The organism is Duganella sp. AC917, from assembly GCF_979258245.1.
In genome coordinates this window covers 5,649,690-5,666,136 of the sequence record NZ_OZ409848.1, presented here as the reverse complement: position 1 = coordinate 5,666,136, position 16,447 = coordinate 5,649,690, and the positions used below count along the sequence as shown (strand labels likewise).

Here is a 16,447-nt window from a genome sequence, read left to right as displayed (position 1 = left end):
CGGCGTCCCACAAAAACAAAGTGAGAAATACATGACAAGAGCACCTCAATTCAAGCGCACGCTGCTGGCCAGCGCCATCCTGTTGCTGGTAGCCGGTCCGGGCCTGGCACAAACCCAGGCCGCCGCCGACGAGCAGTTGGCCAAGGAACAGCAGGTCGTCGTTCTCGGTTCGCGCACGGTCGCCAAAACCGCGCTCGACACCTCGGCGCCGGTCGGCCTGATCGGTCTGAAGGACCTGCAAACCGCCGGCCCGCTGGAACTGGGCAAACTGCTGCAAACCCTGGACCCGTCGTTCAACTTCTCGAGCACTTTCGTCAGCGACGGCACCGACAGCATCCGTCCGGCCACCCTGCGCTCGCTGGGGCCTGACCAGGTGCTGGTACTCATCAACGGCAAGCGCCGCCACCAGCAGGCGCTGGTCAACGTCCAGCAAACTGTCGGACGCGGCTCGGCCGGCACCGACATCAACGCCATTCCGCTGGCGGCGATCCAGCGCATCGAAGTGCTGCGCGACGGCGCCGCCGCCCAATACGGCTCGGACGCCATCGCCGGCGTGATCAACATCGTGCTCAAGACGCAGACCAACGAGACCTCACTGAGCGGCACCGTCGGAACGACTTCCGAAGGCGACGGCGACCTGTACTCCGGCAGCGCCAACACCGGCTTCGCGCTGGGCCAGGACGGCGGCTTCCTTAACCTGACCGTCGAGGCGCGCAAGCGCGGCGAAACCAACCGCGCCGGCCCCGACTCGCTACGCGCGAACCCGCCGCGCGTGACCCAGCATCTGGGCGACAGCAACACCCGCGACACCTACTTCTGGTGGAACGGCGCCATCCCGATCGACAAGAGCAGCGAGTTCTATGCCTTCGGCGGCCTGTCCAAGCGCAAGAGCGATTCGTTCGGTTTCTTCCGCTCGGCCGGCGACGACCGCACCGTTCAAGCGGTGTACCCGAACGGCTTCCTGCCGGCGATCCACACCGACATCAAGGACGCCTCGTTCGCCTTCGGCTATCGCCGCGACCTGCCCAACGACTGGAAGGCCGACGTCAGCGTCAACCATGGCGCCAGCGAACTGGCGTTCCACGAATCCGACAGCCTGAACACCAGCTACTGGTACGAGCCGAAACCGGGCGGCGGCATCTACGCCGAATCGCCACGCGAGGCCGACACCGGCACGCTGAAATTCGACCAGACCACGGTCAACGCCGACATCAAGGGCCCGGTCAAATTCGGCGACAGCAGCGTCTTCGTCGCCGCCGGCTTCGAATACCGCCGCGACAACTACCAGATCGTCGCCGGCGACCCGGTCTCCTACCAGTACGGCCGCACCAACAACCCGGCGATCGGCATCACCACCCCGAGCGGCGCGACGGCGGCGGCGGGCATCCAGGGCTTCCCTGGCTACACGCCGGCGACCGCAGTCGATTCGGGCCGCCACAACATCGCGCTGTTCCTCGACGCCGAGCACAAGCCGCTGGACAACCTGACCCTGGCCGGCGCCGTGCGCTACGAGAAGTACTCGGACTTCGGCAGCACCGTCACCGGTAAGCTCAGCGCGCGCTACGACCCGACCAAGAGCGTCGGCTTCCGCGGCAGCGTCTCGAGCGGCTTCCGCGCGCCCAGCGTGCAGCAGCGCTTCTACAGCTCCGTGTCGACCAACCTGAATAACGGCGTGCTGACCGAAACGCTGACCGCGCGTGAGGGCAGCTCGGTCACGCAGGCCTTCGGCATCGCCCCGCTGAAAGAGGAAACCTCGACCAGCGGCAGCGTCGGTATGGTGCTGCGCCCGGCCAAGAACATGTCGCTGACGGTGGACGCGTACCAGATCAAGATCAAGGACCGCATCGTCTTCTCCAGCGAGATCGCACCGGAAGCCGGCGGCGGCCCGATCACCAACATCCTGCGTCCGCTGGGCGTGGGCCAGGCGCAGTTCTTCACCAACGCGGTCGACACCCGCACGCGCGGGCTGGACGTGGTGGCCGAGCACACCACCCGTTTCGCGGCGTCGTCGCTGGTGCTGTCCGGTCAACTGGGCTTCAACAAGACGGAGGTGAGCAAGCGTCATTCGACATCGTCGGTGCTGACCGGCGAGCAGCTGTTCGACCAGGCGCAGGTCACGCTGATCGAACGCGGCCAGCCGCGCAAGCACCACGTGGTGGCGGCCGACTACACGGCCGGCGCGTGGAACGTCAACACCCGCGCCAACTACTATGGCGAAGTGCAGGCGCAAAGCTTCAGCCCCCTGCACACGTGGGATGCCAAATGGCTGGTGGACGCGTCGGTGCGGTATGGCTTCAGCAAGCGCACCTTCCTCAGCGTCGGCGTGAACAACCTGTTCAACGAACTGCCATCGGAATGGACCAACGGCGGCGACTTCCCGAAACTGGGCTTCACCCGCTGCTGGGAAACCTGCCCGATCGGCGTGAACGGCCGCTCGATGTACGTGCGCGTCGATACGGCGTTTTAATGTGCTAGCGTGAACGGTTGGCGGCAAACGCCGCAAGGTGCACGATCGCCGCCAACCGTTTGACCAAATCATCCATCTGCTCGGCCGGCACCTGCGCGTAGCCCAGCATCAAACCGCGCCACCCCGACGCCCCCTGGGTATCATGCCGGCTCAATGCGTTGACCACAATGCCGTGCTCCAGCGCCTGCCCGCTCACGGCCACATCGTCCATCGTCCCGTCCCTGAAGCGCAGCGCCAGGTGCATGCCTGCCGATCCGCCATGCACCGTCGCCACCGCGCCCATATGCCGCTGCAGCGACGCCACCAGCGCGTCGCGGCGCTGCCGGTACAAGCGGCGCATGCGCCGCACATGCAGCGCGAATTGCCCGCTGCGTAAAAACTCCGCCAGCGCCAACTGTTCCGCCACCCGTCCGCTGGCATGCGACTGCGCGCGCATCAACGCGAATTCCTGCTCCAGCGCCAAAGGCACCACCACGAAACCGATCCGCAGCGACGGGAACATGGTCTTGCTGAAGGTACCCAGATACACCACCGGCGCTTCCGGCGCCAGCCCCTGCATGGCCGACAGCGGCGCGCCATCATGCCGGAACTCGCTGTCGTAATCATCCTCGATGATCAGCGCACCGGCGCCGCGCGCCGCCTCGATCAGCGCCAGCCGGCGGCGCAAACTGAGCACGCTGCCCACCGGATACTGGTGCGACGGCGTCGTGTAAATCAGGCGCGGGGGCCGCAACAACCAATCTTCCGGCGCTGGCGCCATGCCGTCGTCATCGACCTCGATCCCCGCCACATTCAGCCCCGCCGCGCGTGATGCCGCCATCGCGCCGCCATAGCCCGGGTTCTCGATCCAGATCGTGTCGCCGCTGTCGGCCAGCGCGCGCAAACACAGATCCAGGCTGCTTTGCGTACCGCCCGTGATGAACACCTGGCCGGCATCGCAAACCACGCCGCGCGCCGCGCGCAGATGGTCCGCGATGGCCTCGCGCAGCAGCGGCTCGCCAGCCGGGTCGCCGTAATTGAGCTGTTCCACCGTCAGCGAACGCCATGCGCGTTCCAGCATGCGTCGCCACAAGGTCAACGGAAAATGGTCGAGCGCCGGCACGCCGGGAACGAAGGCGCCCATCATCTCGGCAGGACCCGGCAACGGACGCAAGCCCCGCGCGCGTAGCGACAGGCCCGCGTGGGCGGACGCCGGCGCCGGCTGCGCCGACGACGGCTTGCGGTCCGCCGCGATCGTCGCCACCACGGTGCCACGGCGGTCGGTGGTGACGAAGCCTTCGCTGGCCAGCTGCTCGTACGCGTACAGCACCGTGTTGCGCGCCAATCCCAACTCCTCGGCCAGCGCGCGCGACGCGGCAAGCCGCGTGCCGGCGGCCAGGGTGCCATTGCGGATCGCCGTGCGCAAACATTCATGCAACATGCGCTGGCGCGGCCAGCCCCGGTGGCTGTGCTGCGCCGTATAACCGGTGATCAGCAGTGACATATCCATTTGTGGCCCCATAAGATTACATATATCTGGACCTGTTTTCAGGGCCAGCAAGCCATTATATTGATGTTTCACTCATTTTGGATGGAGATCATGACCGCAGCAGCCACCCCCGCCAGTTCAGCCAGCCCCGCCGCCCACCCCAGCGACCGCACCCGCGTACGTCGCAGCGCCGAGAGGGCGCAGTACGACACCGCCACCCTGCACGCCATCATCGACGACGCCTATCTGTGCCACATCGCCTTCGTCGACGCCAAGGGTTCGCACTGCATCCCCACCGCGTGCTGGCGCGAGGACGGGCATCTGTATATCCACGGCTCCAATGGCAGCCGCATGCTTAAACGCCTGATGGAAAGCGAGACCTGCGTAACGATCACGCACCTGGACGGGTTGGTGCTGGCGCGATCGGCCTTCAACCATTCGATGAACTATCGTTCGGCGATGATCTACGGCCGCTTCGAGGTGGTCACCGACGAAGCCGAGCGCCATCGCTCGCTGGAAGCCTTCATGGAAAAGCTGGCGCCGGGACGTCAGGCACAGGTCCGGCCGGGCAACGACAAGGAGTACGCCGCGACGACGATCATGCGCATATCGCTGGAGGAGGCGGCCTGCAAGGTGCGCAGTGGCGGGCCGAACGACGATGAGGAGGACATGCAATGGCCGGTTTGGGCGGGCGTTCTGCCGTGGGAACGGACGCCGATGGCGCCGCAGCGGGACACGGCTTGCACCATTGAGGCACCAGACTACGTCAGCGCCTGGGGATGTAGTCCGACTACACTAAGCAATACCAATTTGTAGCAAACACGCAACTGAAAGCGTTTTCAAGGGCTGTGACTTGTCCTAGGTTCAGCTATTTGATGTCACAAGATAAAACTTAATTTGACTTGGTTTCTAGTTTTAATACAAGATCGGGCTCAGGCGTCATGAGAACGCCGAGCATCCGACCCCATGTAAAACATCTGGAGACAAGACAATGCAAGCCAGTCCAAGCACCCCACGCGGCGTTAGCGCCGCGCCTCCCCTCACGCCCGTCGCCGCCGCCTGCGCGCTGCTGATCGCCGCCTTTTCCACACCGCTGCACGCACAGAACGACAGCGCGGCCTCCGCGCAAGCCGGCGACGCGCCGATGTCGAAAGTCGTCGTATCGGGCATCCGGCGCGGCATCGAGGATGCCATCTCGGTCAAAAAAGAGTCGACTTCGATCGTCGAATCCATCTCCGCCGAGGATATCGGCAAGCTGCCCGACGTCAGCATCGCCGAATCGATCGCACGCCTTCCGGGCCTGGCCGCGCAGCGTGTCGGCGGCCGCGCGCAAGTGATCAGCATTCGCGGCCTGTCGCCGGACTTTGCCACCACCTTGCTCAACGGCCGCGAACAGGTCAGCACCGGCGACAATCGCAGCGTCGAATTCGACCAATATCCTTCCGAGCTTCTGAGTGGCGTCACCGTCTACAAAACGCCGGACGCTGGACTGGTCGGCCAGGGCCTGTCGGGCACCATCGACATGCAGACCGTGCGCCCATTGGCCTTCCCGGGCCGCACCTTCTCGGTCAACGTGCGCGGCGAGAAAAACTCGATGGGCAAGATCGCCGACACCAAGGACACCGGCCATCGCCTCAGCGCCAGCTACATCGACCAGTTTGCGAACCGCACCGTCGGCGTGGCGATTGGCGTGGCCAGCCTGGAGACGCCCATCCTGGAAAACCAGACCGGCACTTACGAGCCGTTCGAACAGGCGCCCGTGTCGGGCGTCCCGGCCGGCACCTTCGTCACTGCCGGCGTCAAGGCGCTGGCCAAGAGCGGCACGCTGAAACGCACCGGTGTGATCGGCGTGCTGGAATACCGGCCATCGAAGCAGTGGTCCAGCACCATCGACTTGTTCGCCTCCGAATTCAAACAGGTGGACACCAACAACCAGTTCGAAGTCAATCTGGGCGGCTACAACGGCAGCAACAACCCGGTCGGCTTCAACTACGCCAGCACCAATATCGTCAACGGCACGCTGCTGGGTGGCACCGCCACCGGCGCCTACCCGCTGGTGCGCGGCCAATACAACCACCGCAAGGACCAGATCCGCACCGCCGGCTGGGCCAATAAATTTAACTTCGGCAGCTGGTCGCTGCTGGCGGACGCCAATTACTCGCAAGCCAAGCGCGATGAGACCTACCTCGAAAACAATCTGCAGCTGCAAAGCGCGACGGGGGGCGCTTTCAACGATCCCTTGATGACGGTCGGCTGGAACACCGGCCGCTTCGCCACCATCGCCGGCACGCTCAATTACAGCGACCCGGCCAAGCTTTTTACCGGTAACTCGATCTACGGTTACGGCAGCACCTATTCGCCGCATTTGAAGGACACGCTGAAAAGCTTTAAGCTGGCGGCCACGCTGCCGGCGCCGGATAGCCTGGATGCGTACCTGCGCGGTTTCGACGTCGGCATCAACTACAGCGACCGCACCAAGACCAAGCGCCAGCCATCGGGTGACTTGTTCGCCACCGGGAACCCAACCATCTCCAGCGACTTGCTCTACTCGCCGGTGGACCTGGGCTTTGCCGGCGCGGGGGTGGTCCCTTCGTGGAATGTGCCGGGGGTGATCGCCAAGTACTTCAACCCGATCAACTACAGCCTGGCCAACAACGCCGGCACCATCAGCCGCGCGTGGGACGTCCAGGAGAAAATCACCACGGGCTATGCGCGCGCCAACATCGAAAGCGAATGGGGTGGCGTCGCCGTGCGCGGCAACATCGGCGCACAGCTGCTGCATACCGATCAATCGTCGGACTCCCTGTACGCGGATGCCGCCGGCGTGGCCCATCCCTACACCGACGGCAAGAGCTACAACGACGTCCTGCCAAGCATGAACCTCGCTTTCGGCCTGCCGTCGGATCAAACCGTGCGCGTCTCGCTGGCCAAGCAAATCGCCCGGCCGCGAGTGGATGAACTCAACGCCGGCTTTAACTTCACCGTCGATACCGGGACGCGCCTGCCGAGCGGCAGCGGCGGCAACGCCAGGCTCGATCCTTGGCGCGCCAAGGCTTTCGACCTGTCGTGGGAAAAGTACTTCGCCAAGAAGGGTTACGTCGCGCTGGCCGGATACTACAAAAAGCTCGACACCTACATCTACAAGTTCTCCGAGACGCGCGACTTCTCGCAGTACACGCCCGGCACCATCGCCATCACCAATTCCGGTCAGTACACCACTTCGTACAACGGCAGCGGCGGCACGCTCAAGGGGGCGGAGTTGTCGGTGTCGGTGCCGCTGGAGTTGGTCACGCCGGTGCTGGACGGCTTCGGTGTACTGGCCAGTACCTCGTACACCAAGAGCGGCATCGACATCAAGGAAGTCAACGCCTCGATCGGCAAGATCGAACTGCCCGGCATGTCGCGTCACGTCACCAACGTCACGCTGTATTACGAAAAGGCCGGGTTCTCGACGCGTGTGAGCACGCGTCGGCGTTCGGACTATGTGGGCGAGATCGGCAACTTCGCGGGCGATCGCCAGTTGCGTTATGTGGTCGGCGACAGCCCGGTCGATTTCCAGATCGGCTACACCTTCAACGACGGCGCGTACAAGGGACTGGGGGTACTCCTGCAGGTCAACAACCTGACCAACGAAGCGTATGAGACCTACGCCAACAGCAAGGACCGTCAGCTGGAGTATGCCAAGTACGGGCGCACTGTTTTGTTCGGGGTGAATTACAAGTTCTAAAGGCGAGACTTGGGGCGGATTCGCGCTAATCCGCCCTATGTGGTTCCGTGGCGGCCTTGGGGTCACGGAACCACAGCATCAACATGCATAAGCCAAACAGCAGCGCGAACGGTGTCGTCGACAACGGTCGCTCCGTCGTTGCCGTGATGCCTGCCGGCGCCCTCGCCGCATACTGCGCAGTCGCCTCACGCCGCAAGGAACGCTGCCACTGCGGCCAATCGCCATCCCCATAAACATAGGTCATCCCCGCCGTCGGCATGCCGGCGGCGCTAAAGCGTGTCCACCCCGCGCGTTGCGGCCACCAGGCCGCACAAGGTCCGTCCGCCTTGTCCCCACGCGCCTGCAAGGCCAACGCCGGCCCACCCTCGACACGCAGCAACGCCCCGGCATCGGCGCCTTGCGCACATACCTCGCTGCGCAAACCCGCGACCGGCATCGGGTCCGCCAATCGCCATTCGGTTTTGCGCACACCGGCCAACACCATCCGGTCCATAGCGTCCTGCCACCACAATGCCAACGCTTGCGGCGCGCTGATCGCGTACCGGTGCCACTCCGAGACGCCCACCCAGATCACCCGACCCTGGCGTACATCGCGCTGCCAGAGCCACGGTTGCTTGCGGCTGTCCCTGGCCAGCACCGACCATGGCCCGTCACCGCGATCATCGGGATTCAGCGTCGCCGGCGGCATGACCAAGGAAACACCCCCTGCACTAAACTGGCGCTGGTCTTCCTTCTCCGTCGTCGGCGATTGCGGCCGAAGGCGCAGACCCAGCTCGCGCTGCCAGAATCCGGCGTCGGAAGCATTTGCGCCCAGTACCACCAGCGGTACGCCCTGCCCCGTCGCGGCCAGCAGCGCCGCGCGTGCGGATGGCGCCAGCTTTTCGCCATAGGCGGCATCGACGAACATCGCGTTGGGCGCGGTGATCGGTTCGCGCGCCATCTCGCTGCGGGCAATGGCCTTGCCCAATGTGACGCTCCAATCGACGATCGCACCACTGTCGGACAACAACCGGTTCAATGCGCGCGCATCGAACGAAGCCGCATCGAACCGGCCCTGTACCTGCAACGGCAGCGCTTCGCTCACCTGCAGCGGCACCGGCCCCTCCGCTATCGTTTTACCTTTGGCGTCCAACAGGCGCGCACGCAGCACCATCGCCTCGGCCACCGGCGGCAACCATTGAACCGACAGCTGCGCGGCCGGCGCACTGTTTGCTGCTACGGCGCCGGAATCGGCCAGCACCTGCTTGTTCTCTGCCAGCAGCTGCAGGCGCCAGCCGGCCGGCGCCTGCGGACGCCGCACCGTCAATGTGAAAATGCGCCCGAGCGGCATCGTGCGCGGGAAGTCGAGCGACAGCAGATCCGCCTGCGCCGGTTTCCATTGCAGCAGCCGCGCGGGCAGATCCTGCCATTGCGCCTGGCGCAGCCCATCCCCGACCATGGCGATGGCAGTGGCGCCGGGTATTCCGCGCAACGTGGCTTCGTCGATCCGGCCGCTGGCGTCGGTGACAACGGCCAATGCCTCGCCACCCTTGGACGGCAGCCGGATGTCGGCCAGCGAGATCGCCAACGCCGCCGCGCCTGCCGTGATCAGCAGCGCGTTGATCCACTGCCGTTTGCGTCCGAACAAGATGGCGCTCGCAAAACCGGCGGCCAGCGTCAGCACCGGCAAAACCAACGTCTCGGCATCGACCGTGGCGATATTCATGATGGAGACCACTGTGCCGCTCATCGCGCCTCCTCCTTGCCATTCCACGCCCGCGCGAACGGACTATCGACCGACGACCTGGCCTGCAACAGCACCGGAGCATCGGTCAATGTGCCACGCAGCCAGGCGCGCAGTTCGGTGCGGCACGGCACGCAGCCGTCCATCACGTCCTGCACCGCGCGCTGCGCACTCAGTTTTTGCTCTTGATCGGGAATGCGCGCGGTAATGGTGTCGCGCGCGGACTTGCTCCACAGCGCAGGCAACGCGCCATCGGCTGCCAACGACTGCACCAGTTCCCGCACCTCGGCCGGGACGCTGTCGCTCGCGGCGCCCTGCGCGCGCTTGTAGCTCATCGCGCCGACGATATCCCCGCTCATGCGCTTCTCTTCCTTCAACGCTGGCGGAACAAATGCCGTGCGATGCAGATAGACCCGCTCCGCCGCCTGCAACTCCTTGATCGCCTCCAATGCCTTGTACTCGGGCGCAAGCGCCGGCTTGGGCGCGATCGCGCGCAGCGATTTTTCGGCATCCCACATCGCCGACAGCGCTCGTTTCAACACCGCCTTGGTCTGCGGGTCGAAGATGGTGGCGTTGTCCTCCTGATCATGGACGTGGCCGAATTGATGCATGGCCGCTACCTCGCTGCCCATTTTTGCAGCGCCTCCGTGATGCTCCTCGTCGGCATGGCCGCCAGCCTTGTGTTCATCCTCTTCACGCTCACCTTCCTTGCCGCCGGCGCCGCCATGTCCATGCTCGTCGCCGAACAAACTCGACTCCTCGCCCAGGAACTGACCGTAGCGCAGCCGCAGCGCGGCCTGGTCGGCGGCGATGGCTTCGCTGCGCGAGCGCAGCGTGGCTGCTGGCATCTTCGCATTAGCTTGCAGATCGGCGACCAACTGTTCGGTATCGATGATGATCTGCCGCTGGCTGCGCAGGTTCTCCGGCTTGGCCAGGGACGGCAGCGCAGTTGAATCCAGGCTTTCGGCATCCGGGCCGGGCAGGCGCAGCGTGTAGGTCGGCGATTGCGTGGTGTGGGGATTCTCGGGCGCGTTATCCGTGGCGCGTACGAAGAAGTACAACTCGTCGCCCGGCTCCATGCCAAGTTCCGCCAATGTCCATTGCTTCTTCCAGCTGCGCGACTTTGGATCGGCCGATTTCGGCAGCGGCACTTCGCGATCGGTGAAGCGGACATTCTCACCGCTGCCGCGCGCCAGCGTCATATGCAGACTGGCACGCGAGATCGCGTGGTCGTCCTTCGCCAGAACGGAAAGCTGGACGGCTTTCACATCCTTGGCCAGCAGGTGGATCAGCTCCGTCGGTTCGATGATGGTCACTTGCGGCGACTGGTCGGGGATGACGCGGATGTTGTAACGCGTGCCGGCAGCACCGCGTGTACGCCAAAACAGCGAGTCCTCGACGCGCTTCAACGCGCAATCCGCGCCGATGGACAGCGCTTGCCCGTCGCCCAATTCGACCACCGGCTGCGCGCCAACGGGCTTGCGCACGCACCAGCGCACTTCCGAGTATTGCGGAATCTGGATGTCGCGCGCGGCGGTCTCGAATCCGGCAACGCCGGTGTAGGCCGGCGGCGTGACACGCAAATATACCTCGCCGTCGACAATCGGCTTGCTGGCGGGTGCGGCTTTCTGCGCTGCGAAGGGTGCAGTCGGCTTCGCCTGGAAGCCCCAGGCCGCGCCGGCGGCGATCAGGCTTGCCACCAGCGGTACCAGGCCATATCGCACGCGATTACGCGCAATACGGCGATAGTCGTCGTCCGTCAGCACCTGGGCGAGACGGGACTGCAGCCGTTGCTGCTGCAAACGCGCGATCGGGGTCTTCGCTTCGGCGGACAGCAACGTGCTGCTATCTTCCAGCGCAGGGATGGCGGCGTCCAGCCACGACGGCCATTGATCGGCGATCCGTCGGCGCAAGCGGTAGATGTCCGCGGCAAGCCAGATCACCCATATGGCGATGGCCGCCAATACGGCCGCCCGGGCGCCTGGCAGCAGGGTGGCGGCAAGCGCCAGAGGCACCAGCGCGGCCAGCCAATACGGCAGTCGCCGACGCAGGACCGCGCCCCACAAGCGGCGGCGCAGGATGTCAGTTTCGCCGTGCATGGGCAAGTATCCGTTCCAAGATAAACAATGCGAACAAAACGTAGGCCAACCATGCCGCAGCTTTGGCGTCGATACGGCCTGGCGCTGGGGCGAGGCCCTTCGTGAAGGCCTGCGACGGCATTGGGTATGCCGGCGCCGGCGCTGCGCGCAGGGACTGCCATGCTTCGTAGAGCGCGCGGGCGGTGTCGGCGTCACGCGGTGGGAAGGCATCCGAGGTCCAAAGCCGACCGCGTGGACTGTCCACATACTTCAACGTCACGCCATTGACGGTGATCGCGCTGGCGTTTTTCAACTCGGGAAAAGCGCGCCCCTGAGCCGATGCGGTGGCTATCCACCAATGCGGCGCGCGCCAGCTGGTGGGCGGCGCCTCGCCCGGCACGTCCCACACAACAAGCCCGGTGTTCACATCGGGTGCGTTGGCCATCACGTAACGGTTGCTTCCATTGCCAGCTTTATCGAACGCGGCGAACAGCGAGCGCCAGACGGCATCGCTCACGGAGGTGGTGGATAGCACCACAGGATGACGCACAACCGCCGGCGTGGCCTCCGGATTCGTAACCGGCATCGTTCGCACTTCCACCTGATGGTTAAACAGGGGCAGGCGCGCCGGCATAGGGATTTGTCCGGCGCGGGCGACGATCAGCAGCCTGGCATCGGGACGCCAGTCGCGTTCATGCTGGCGCAGCCACTGCAACGCATCCGGCGGCAAATCGATGCGCGGCGCATCCGAGAAGCCGGCAGTGCCAATCTCGCGCTCCGCCCAAGCCTTGTCGGCACCCGCGTCGATCAGCACCGTATTACCACGCCACGGGAAGATGGTGGCGGCCAACCAGGCGATCAACGCAAGCAACAGCAGGCAGCGCACCAGCAGCAAAAGGCGGTCGCGCCATTGCCAGACGCGCAGCTGCTCCGGCGCGGCGACGGGAAGGAAACGCGCAGTCGCCAGCAGTTCCGCCTTTAAACGCTGCCGCTTCTGGCGATGCCACCAGATCGGCAACAACAATACGGGTAGTGCGAACCACCACAACGGATAAGAACTCAGCATCGGCTATCCATCACAATCTTCCATGGGTCATTTGGCGCGCGCCCCCGCCAGCCGCAACCAGTTACGTAAAACGGCATCCAATTCCTGCTCGATGCACGCTTCGTAGTGGACGATATTGTTCTGACGGCAGCTGCCAGCGACGCTGTCGAAGTGCGCGCGGCTTTGCTGTTTGTAGCTTTCACGATCGCGATTACTCATACGGTGCAAGCCGTCGCTCCGTTCCGGATCGCGATAACCGGCGCCGGATTTGAAACTGGCGTCGACTTCCGCCTGCGTGCGCAACGTCAGCAAGCGCACGTCATGCCGCAGCTTGCGCAAGCGAAGCAACGCCTCGCTCAACGGCGATGGCCAGTCGAGGAAATCGCTGGCGGCGAAAATCAGGCTGGGCGAACGGGCGAAATGCAGGTTCGCCTTCAGCACCTCCGCACTGGGCAAGCCGCCCTCGGGGCGCGCCTTTGACAGCTGCGCCAGCACGCGCTGCAACTGGCGCGGGCCGCGCGTGGCCTGCGTGAACTCCACCTTGCCGCCACGGCAAACCACCAACCCGAAGGCGTCGCCCTGGCGCTGCGCGATCGCGGCCACGCAAGCGAGCACCGTGCGGGCGAACCACAGCTTATCGACACCGTTGATCTCGCGGCTGGGTTCCGCCATCGAGGCGGTGGCGTCGAGCCACAACCACGTCGCGACATGGCTGTCGCGCTCCGCCTCGCGCACGTAGTAGCGATCGGCGCGCGCCAGCAGCTTCCAGTCGACACGGCGCCACTCGTCACCCGGCGCATAGGCGCGGTACTCGGAGAACTCGACACCGGCGCCGCGTTCGCGGCCGGCATGCAGGCCATGACCGAGACCCGCCAGCACGTGACGGATCACCAGCTCAAGGTCCTTGGTCTGCACCATCATCGCCGTCATGGCGGCGGTGTCGGCGGTCTTCGGGTTCGCTTGCATCAGTCCGGACGAATATGCTCGCGCAGGGCCAGCAGGATGTCGGCGATCGCCACGCCATCGGCTTCCGCCTCGAAATTGCGGATCACGCGGTGCGCCAACACCGGCAGCAGCATCTCGCCGATGTCCTCGCGCGTGACGGCCAGCCGGTTGTGCATCAACGCGCGCGCCTTCGACGCCAGCACCAGCGCCTGTCCCGCGCGCGGTCCGGCGCCCCAGCCGACATGCTTCTTCACTGCGGGCGCCGTGGTCAGCGCGGGCCGGGTGGCGCGCACCAGCCGCGTGGCATATGCCAGCAGGTGGTCGCCGATCTCGATATCGCGCACCAGCTGCTGGAGGCGCAGCAGCGTCGCCACGTCCATCACCGGCTCGGCGTCTTTGAGGCCGGCGTTGGTGGTGGCCGACACCATCATGATCTCCTCGGCCTCGGTCGGATAGACCACGTCGATGCGCAACAGGAAGCGGTCCAGCTGCGCCTCCGGCAGCGGATAGGTGCCTGCTTGTTCGATGGGATTCTGCGTCGCCAGCACGAAAAATGGCTTCGGTAGCATGTGCGTCTGCCCGGCGAAGGTGACGCTGCGCTCCTGCATCGCTTCCAGCAGCGCCGATTGCGTCTTCGGCGGCGCGCGGTTGATCTCGTCCGCCAGCAGCACCTGCGTGAACACCGGGCCTTGCTGGAAACGGAACTCGCGCTTGCGCGTGGCGTGATCCTCTTCAAGTATCTCGGTACCGACAATATCGGACGGCATCAGGTCCGGCGTGAACTGCACACGGTGGAAGTCCATCTCGGTCGCCTGCGACAGCGACTTGACCAGCAGGGTCTTGCCCAGGCCCGGCACACCCTCGACCAGCGCGTGGCCGCCGGCCAGCAGGCAGATGATCAGCGAGTCGATCACGTTCTCCTGGCCGATGATCACCTTCGACATGCTCGCCTTCAGCGCCACCACCTTGGCGCTCAGCGCGCCGATTTCACTTTCACTCCAGGCGATTGCGCCCATCTTTAAGCTCCCAACGCATATTGAATGATATTGACCGCAAAGCGGGTGTTGTCGATCGCCAGAAAACGCTTGTTGCGGAAGTCGTAGTCCCACTCGCAGCCATAGTCTTTATTGCTGTACAAAAGCCGCACGCGGCCACCGATTTCCACCGCCTTCAGATAGTCGTGCACCAGATCGTCGCCCCAGCCGTTCAGCTCCACGCTGGTATTGGGCGGGCCGTCAAACTTGAAGAAGCTCGAATACACCGGATGGTTGTTCGGGATCTTCTGCAAGGCCCTCTTGCCGAAGATGCTGGCAATCTCGCCTTCGAAGGACTTGGCGAACAGGCCGTCGATGTCATGGTTGCAGTCGTCGACAAACAAAAACCCGCCACCCTTGATGTAGCGCTCCAGATTCTTGCGTTCGGCCGCCGTGAACTGCACCAGCTTGTGGCCGGCGAAATAGCAGAACGGCGCTTCGAGCATCTTGGGATCGGACAGCGCGACGATGCGCTCGACGGGATCGACCCGCAAGGTCGTGTACTCGACCAGCGAATTGAGCACGTTGCTCGGCATGCGGACGTCCACATCCCAGTCGCCCGACTCGTAGGTCAGGCGGGTGAAGTAGAAATCGTAATTGGCCACGCGCTGTCCTTAACCTTTACACCGCGTCCGACAACGAAGTGAAGTTGAAATCGCGAACCTTCATCGGCGGGATCATCATCTGGAAGCGCACTTCGTCGCCGCCAATGACGACCGGCTTACCCAGTTCGTCGATATTGTTCAACATCGTCACCGGACTTTCGTTGAAGCGGAAGTTCTTGATCGGGTGCTTGATCTTGCCGTTTTCGATATAGAAGGTGCCGTCGCGCGTCAGGCCGGTGAGCAGCAGCGATTGCGGATCGACCATGCGGATGTACCAGGTGCGCGTGACCAGCACACCTTTCTTGGTCGATGCGATCAGCTCCTCGGTGGACTTGCCGCCACCGGACATGATCATGTTGCCGTGACGGCCGAAGGCGCGCTGGCCCTGCTTCTGCGCCCAGTATTGGGTGTAATCGAGCGACTCGACCTTGCCGCCCTTGATCACGTCCGTGCGCTCGCGCGCCAGCATCGAGGCGTTATCCCACGCCAGCACCGGCACATCGGTGTTCCATGGATCGGCCCACAGGTTGACCTGCTCGTCGAACAGCTTCTCGCCAAGACGGTTGCCGCCACCCTTCTTCGACAGGAAACTGCGGCCCTCGTCGGCCTGGCGCGCATCGAAGGCGCCGAACATGCGGCCGATGATCTCCGACGTCGCCGCCGGCTCCAGGATCACCGTGTAGCGGCCCGGCTCCAGCGCTTTCGCGTCGACCGACTTCAGTGCTTTTTCGATCGCGACATCGGAGGCTTCCCGCGCATCGAATTTTGCGGCATCGTTGGCCGAGCGGGTCACCCAGCCGGAACCGCGCCCGTCCTCGGTGCGGGTGGTGACGGTGAAGCCAAGATTGGTCAGGGTCTGGTAGCCGAATACGCCGTTCGAGTTGGCGACGGTTTCAAAGCCGGTGCTGTCGCTGAAAAAGCCGGCGGCGACCAGTCCCTTTTTGCGCGCGGAGTTGATGCTCTGCGCGGCCACTTCTGCGCGGTACTCAGGGTCGATGGCGGCGGTGGCCGCACTGTAGGTGCTGGAGCCCTTGTACAGCTGCGTTTTAATCGCAGGTACGAACTCCGGGTTCTCGGGCGCCAGTCGCGCCACTTCCTCGGCGCGGCGCACAGCTTTTTCCAGCGACTTGTCATCGAACTCGTTGACCGACGCGGTGCCCTGGCGCTTGCCGAAAGCGACACTGACCGTCAACTGCGTGTTCTCCACCAGTCCGGCCGTCGATACGCTGTTACGCGCATAACGGATGTTCCCGCGACGGTTGCCGCTGATTTGAACGCGGCACTCGTCGGCCTTCGACAGCGCCATGACCTTGTCGCAGACGGCTTTCGCTTCCTGTTGATTCAGCATCTTCATG

11 protein-coding genes are annotated in these 16,447 nt (G+C 64.4%); 3 read left to right on the top strand and 8 right to left on the bottom strand.

Going from position 1 to position 16,447, the window contains the following annotated elements; all coding sequences use genetic code 11:
- Nucleotides 1-31 precede the first annotated feature (31 nt).
- On the top strand, nucleotides 32-2,467 hold the full coding sequence (locus ACZ0BA_RS24770) for a TonB-dependent receptor plug domain-containing protein (RefSeq protein ID WP_463453794.1): 2,436 nt from the start codon (nucleotides 32-34) through the stop codon (nucleotides 2,465-2,467).
- A gap of 4 nt (nucleotides 2,468-2,471) precedes the next feature.
- On the opposite strand, the gene pdxR is transcribed toward ACZ0BA_RS24770, so the two are convergent.
- Entirely contained in the window at nucleotides 2,472-3,956 is a 1,485-nt protein-coding gene (gene pdxR / locus ACZ0BA_RS24765) for a MocR-like pyridoxine biosynthesis transcription factor PdxR (RefSeq protein WP_463453793.1), read from the bottom strand.
- Between the two features lie 81 nt (nucleotides 3,957-4,037).
- Here pdxR and ACZ0BA_RS24760 point away from each other — a divergent pair, with 81 nt between their 5' ends.
- Nucleotides 4,038-4,751: a pyridoxamine 5'-phosphate oxidase family protein gene (locus ACZ0BA_RS24760; RefSeq protein ID WP_463454825.1), complete on the top strand. Its 714-nt coding sequence runs from the start codon at nucleotides 4,038-4,040 to the stop codon at nucleotides 4,749-4,751.
- 175 nt (nucleotides 4,752-4,926) lie between these two features.
- On the top strand, nucleotides 4,927-7,662 hold the full coding sequence (locus ACZ0BA_RS24755; protein WP_463453792.1) for a TonB-dependent receptor: 2,736 nt from the start codon (nucleotides 4,927-4,929) through the stop codon (nucleotides 7,660-7,662).
- Between the two features lie 25 nt (nucleotides 7,663-7,687).
- Here the strand turns inward: ACZ0BA_RS24755 and ACZ0BA_RS24750 are convergent, their stop codons facing one another.
- The 7 genes from ACZ0BA_RS24750 to ACZ0BA_RS24720 are packed head-to-tail and all read right to left on the bottom strand — an operon-like array spanning nucleotide 7,688 to nucleotide 16,446.
- A complete protein-coding gene (locus ACZ0BA_RS24750) occupies nucleotides 7,688-9,391 on the bottom strand; it encodes a hypothetical protein (protein ID WP_463453791.1) in 1,704 nt (567 codons plus the stop codon).
- The gene (locus tag ACZ0BA_RS24745) at nucleotides 9,388-11,484 is read right to left on the bottom strand and encodes a hypothetical protein (RefSeq protein WP_463453790.1); all 2,097 of its coding nucleotides are present in this window, start codon (nucleotides 11,482-11,484) and stop codon (nucleotides 9,388-9,390) included. Before ACZ0BA_RS24745 ends, ACZ0BA_RS24750 begins: the two co-directional genes overlap by 4 nt.
- Nucleotides 11,468-12,529, bottom strand: coding sequence for a hypothetical protein (locus tag ACZ0BA_RS24740; protein WP_463453789.1), 1,062 nt, complete (start codon nucleotides 12,527-12,529; stop codon nucleotides 11,468-11,470). The genes ACZ0BA_RS24745 and ACZ0BA_RS24740 overlap by 17 nt, the downstream gene beginning before the upstream one ends.
- A gap of 27 nt (nucleotides 12,530-12,556) precedes the next feature.
- Nucleotides 12,557-13,474: a DUF58 domain-containing protein gene (locus ACZ0BA_RS24735; RefSeq protein ID WP_463453788.1), complete on the bottom strand. Its 918-nt coding sequence runs from the start codon at nucleotides 13,472-13,474 to the stop codon at nucleotides 12,557-12,559.
- Entirely contained in the window at nucleotides 13,474-14,469 is a 996-nt protein-coding gene (locus ACZ0BA_RS24730; protein ID WP_463453787.1) for an AAA family ATPase, read from the bottom strand. Before ACZ0BA_RS24730 ends, ACZ0BA_RS24735 begins: the two co-directional genes overlap by 1 nt.
- A gap of 2 nt (nucleotides 14,470-14,471) precedes the next feature.
- A complete protein-coding gene (locus tag ACZ0BA_RS24725; protein WP_463453786.1) occupies nucleotides 14,472-15,092 on the bottom strand; it encodes a DUF4159 domain-containing protein in 621 nt (206 codons plus the stop codon).
- Between the two features lie 16 nt (nucleotides 15,093-15,108).
- A complete protein-coding gene (locus ACZ0BA_RS24720; protein WP_463453785.1) occupies nucleotides 15,109-16,446 on the bottom strand; it encodes a TldD/PmbA family protein in 1,338 nt (445 codons plus the stop codon).
- Between the last annotated feature and the right edge of the window lies 1 nt (nucleotide 16,447).

Bases quoted from the DNA above. Each gene is read 5' to 3' on its own strand.
- ACZ0BA_RS24770 (WP_463453794.1), top strand. From the start codon at position 32: ATGACAAGAGCACCTCAATTCAAGCGCACGCTGCTGGCCAGCGCCATC.
- pdxR (WP_463453793.1), bottom strand. From the start codon at position 3,956: ATGGATATGTCACTGCTGATCACCGGTTATACGGCGCAGCACAGCCAC.
- ACZ0BA_RS24760 (WP_463454825.1), top strand. From the start codon at position 4,038: ATGGAGATCATGACCGCAGCAGCCACCCCCGCCAGTTCAGCCAGCCCC.
- ACZ0BA_RS24755 (WP_463453792.1), top strand. From the start codon at position 4,927: ATGCAAGCCAGTCCAAGCACCCCACGCGGCGTTAGCGCCGCGCCTCCC.
- ACZ0BA_RS24750 (WP_463453791.1), bottom strand. From the start codon at position 9,391: ATGAGCGGCACAGTGGTCTCCATCATGAATATCGCCACGGTCGATGCC.
- ACZ0BA_RS24745 (WP_463453790.1), bottom strand. From the start codon at position 11,484: ATGCACGGCGAAACTGACATCCTGCGCCGCCGCTTGTGGGGCGCGGTC.
- ACZ0BA_RS24740 (WP_463453789.1), bottom strand. From the start codon at position 12,529: ATGCTGAGTTCTTATCCGTTGTGGTGGTTCGCACTACCCGTATTGTTG.
- ACZ0BA_RS24735 (WP_463453788.1), bottom strand. From the start codon at position 13,474: ATGCAAGCGAACCCGAAGACCGCCGACACCGCCGCCATGACGGCGATG.
- ACZ0BA_RS24730 (WP_463453787.1), bottom strand. From the start codon at position 14,469: ATGGGCGCAATCGCCTGGAGTGAAAGTGAAATCGGCGCGCTGAGCGCC.
- ACZ0BA_RS24720 (WP_463453785.1), bottom strand. From the start codon at position 16,446: ATGAAGATGCTGAATCAACAGGAAGCGAAAGCCGTCTGCGACAAGGTC.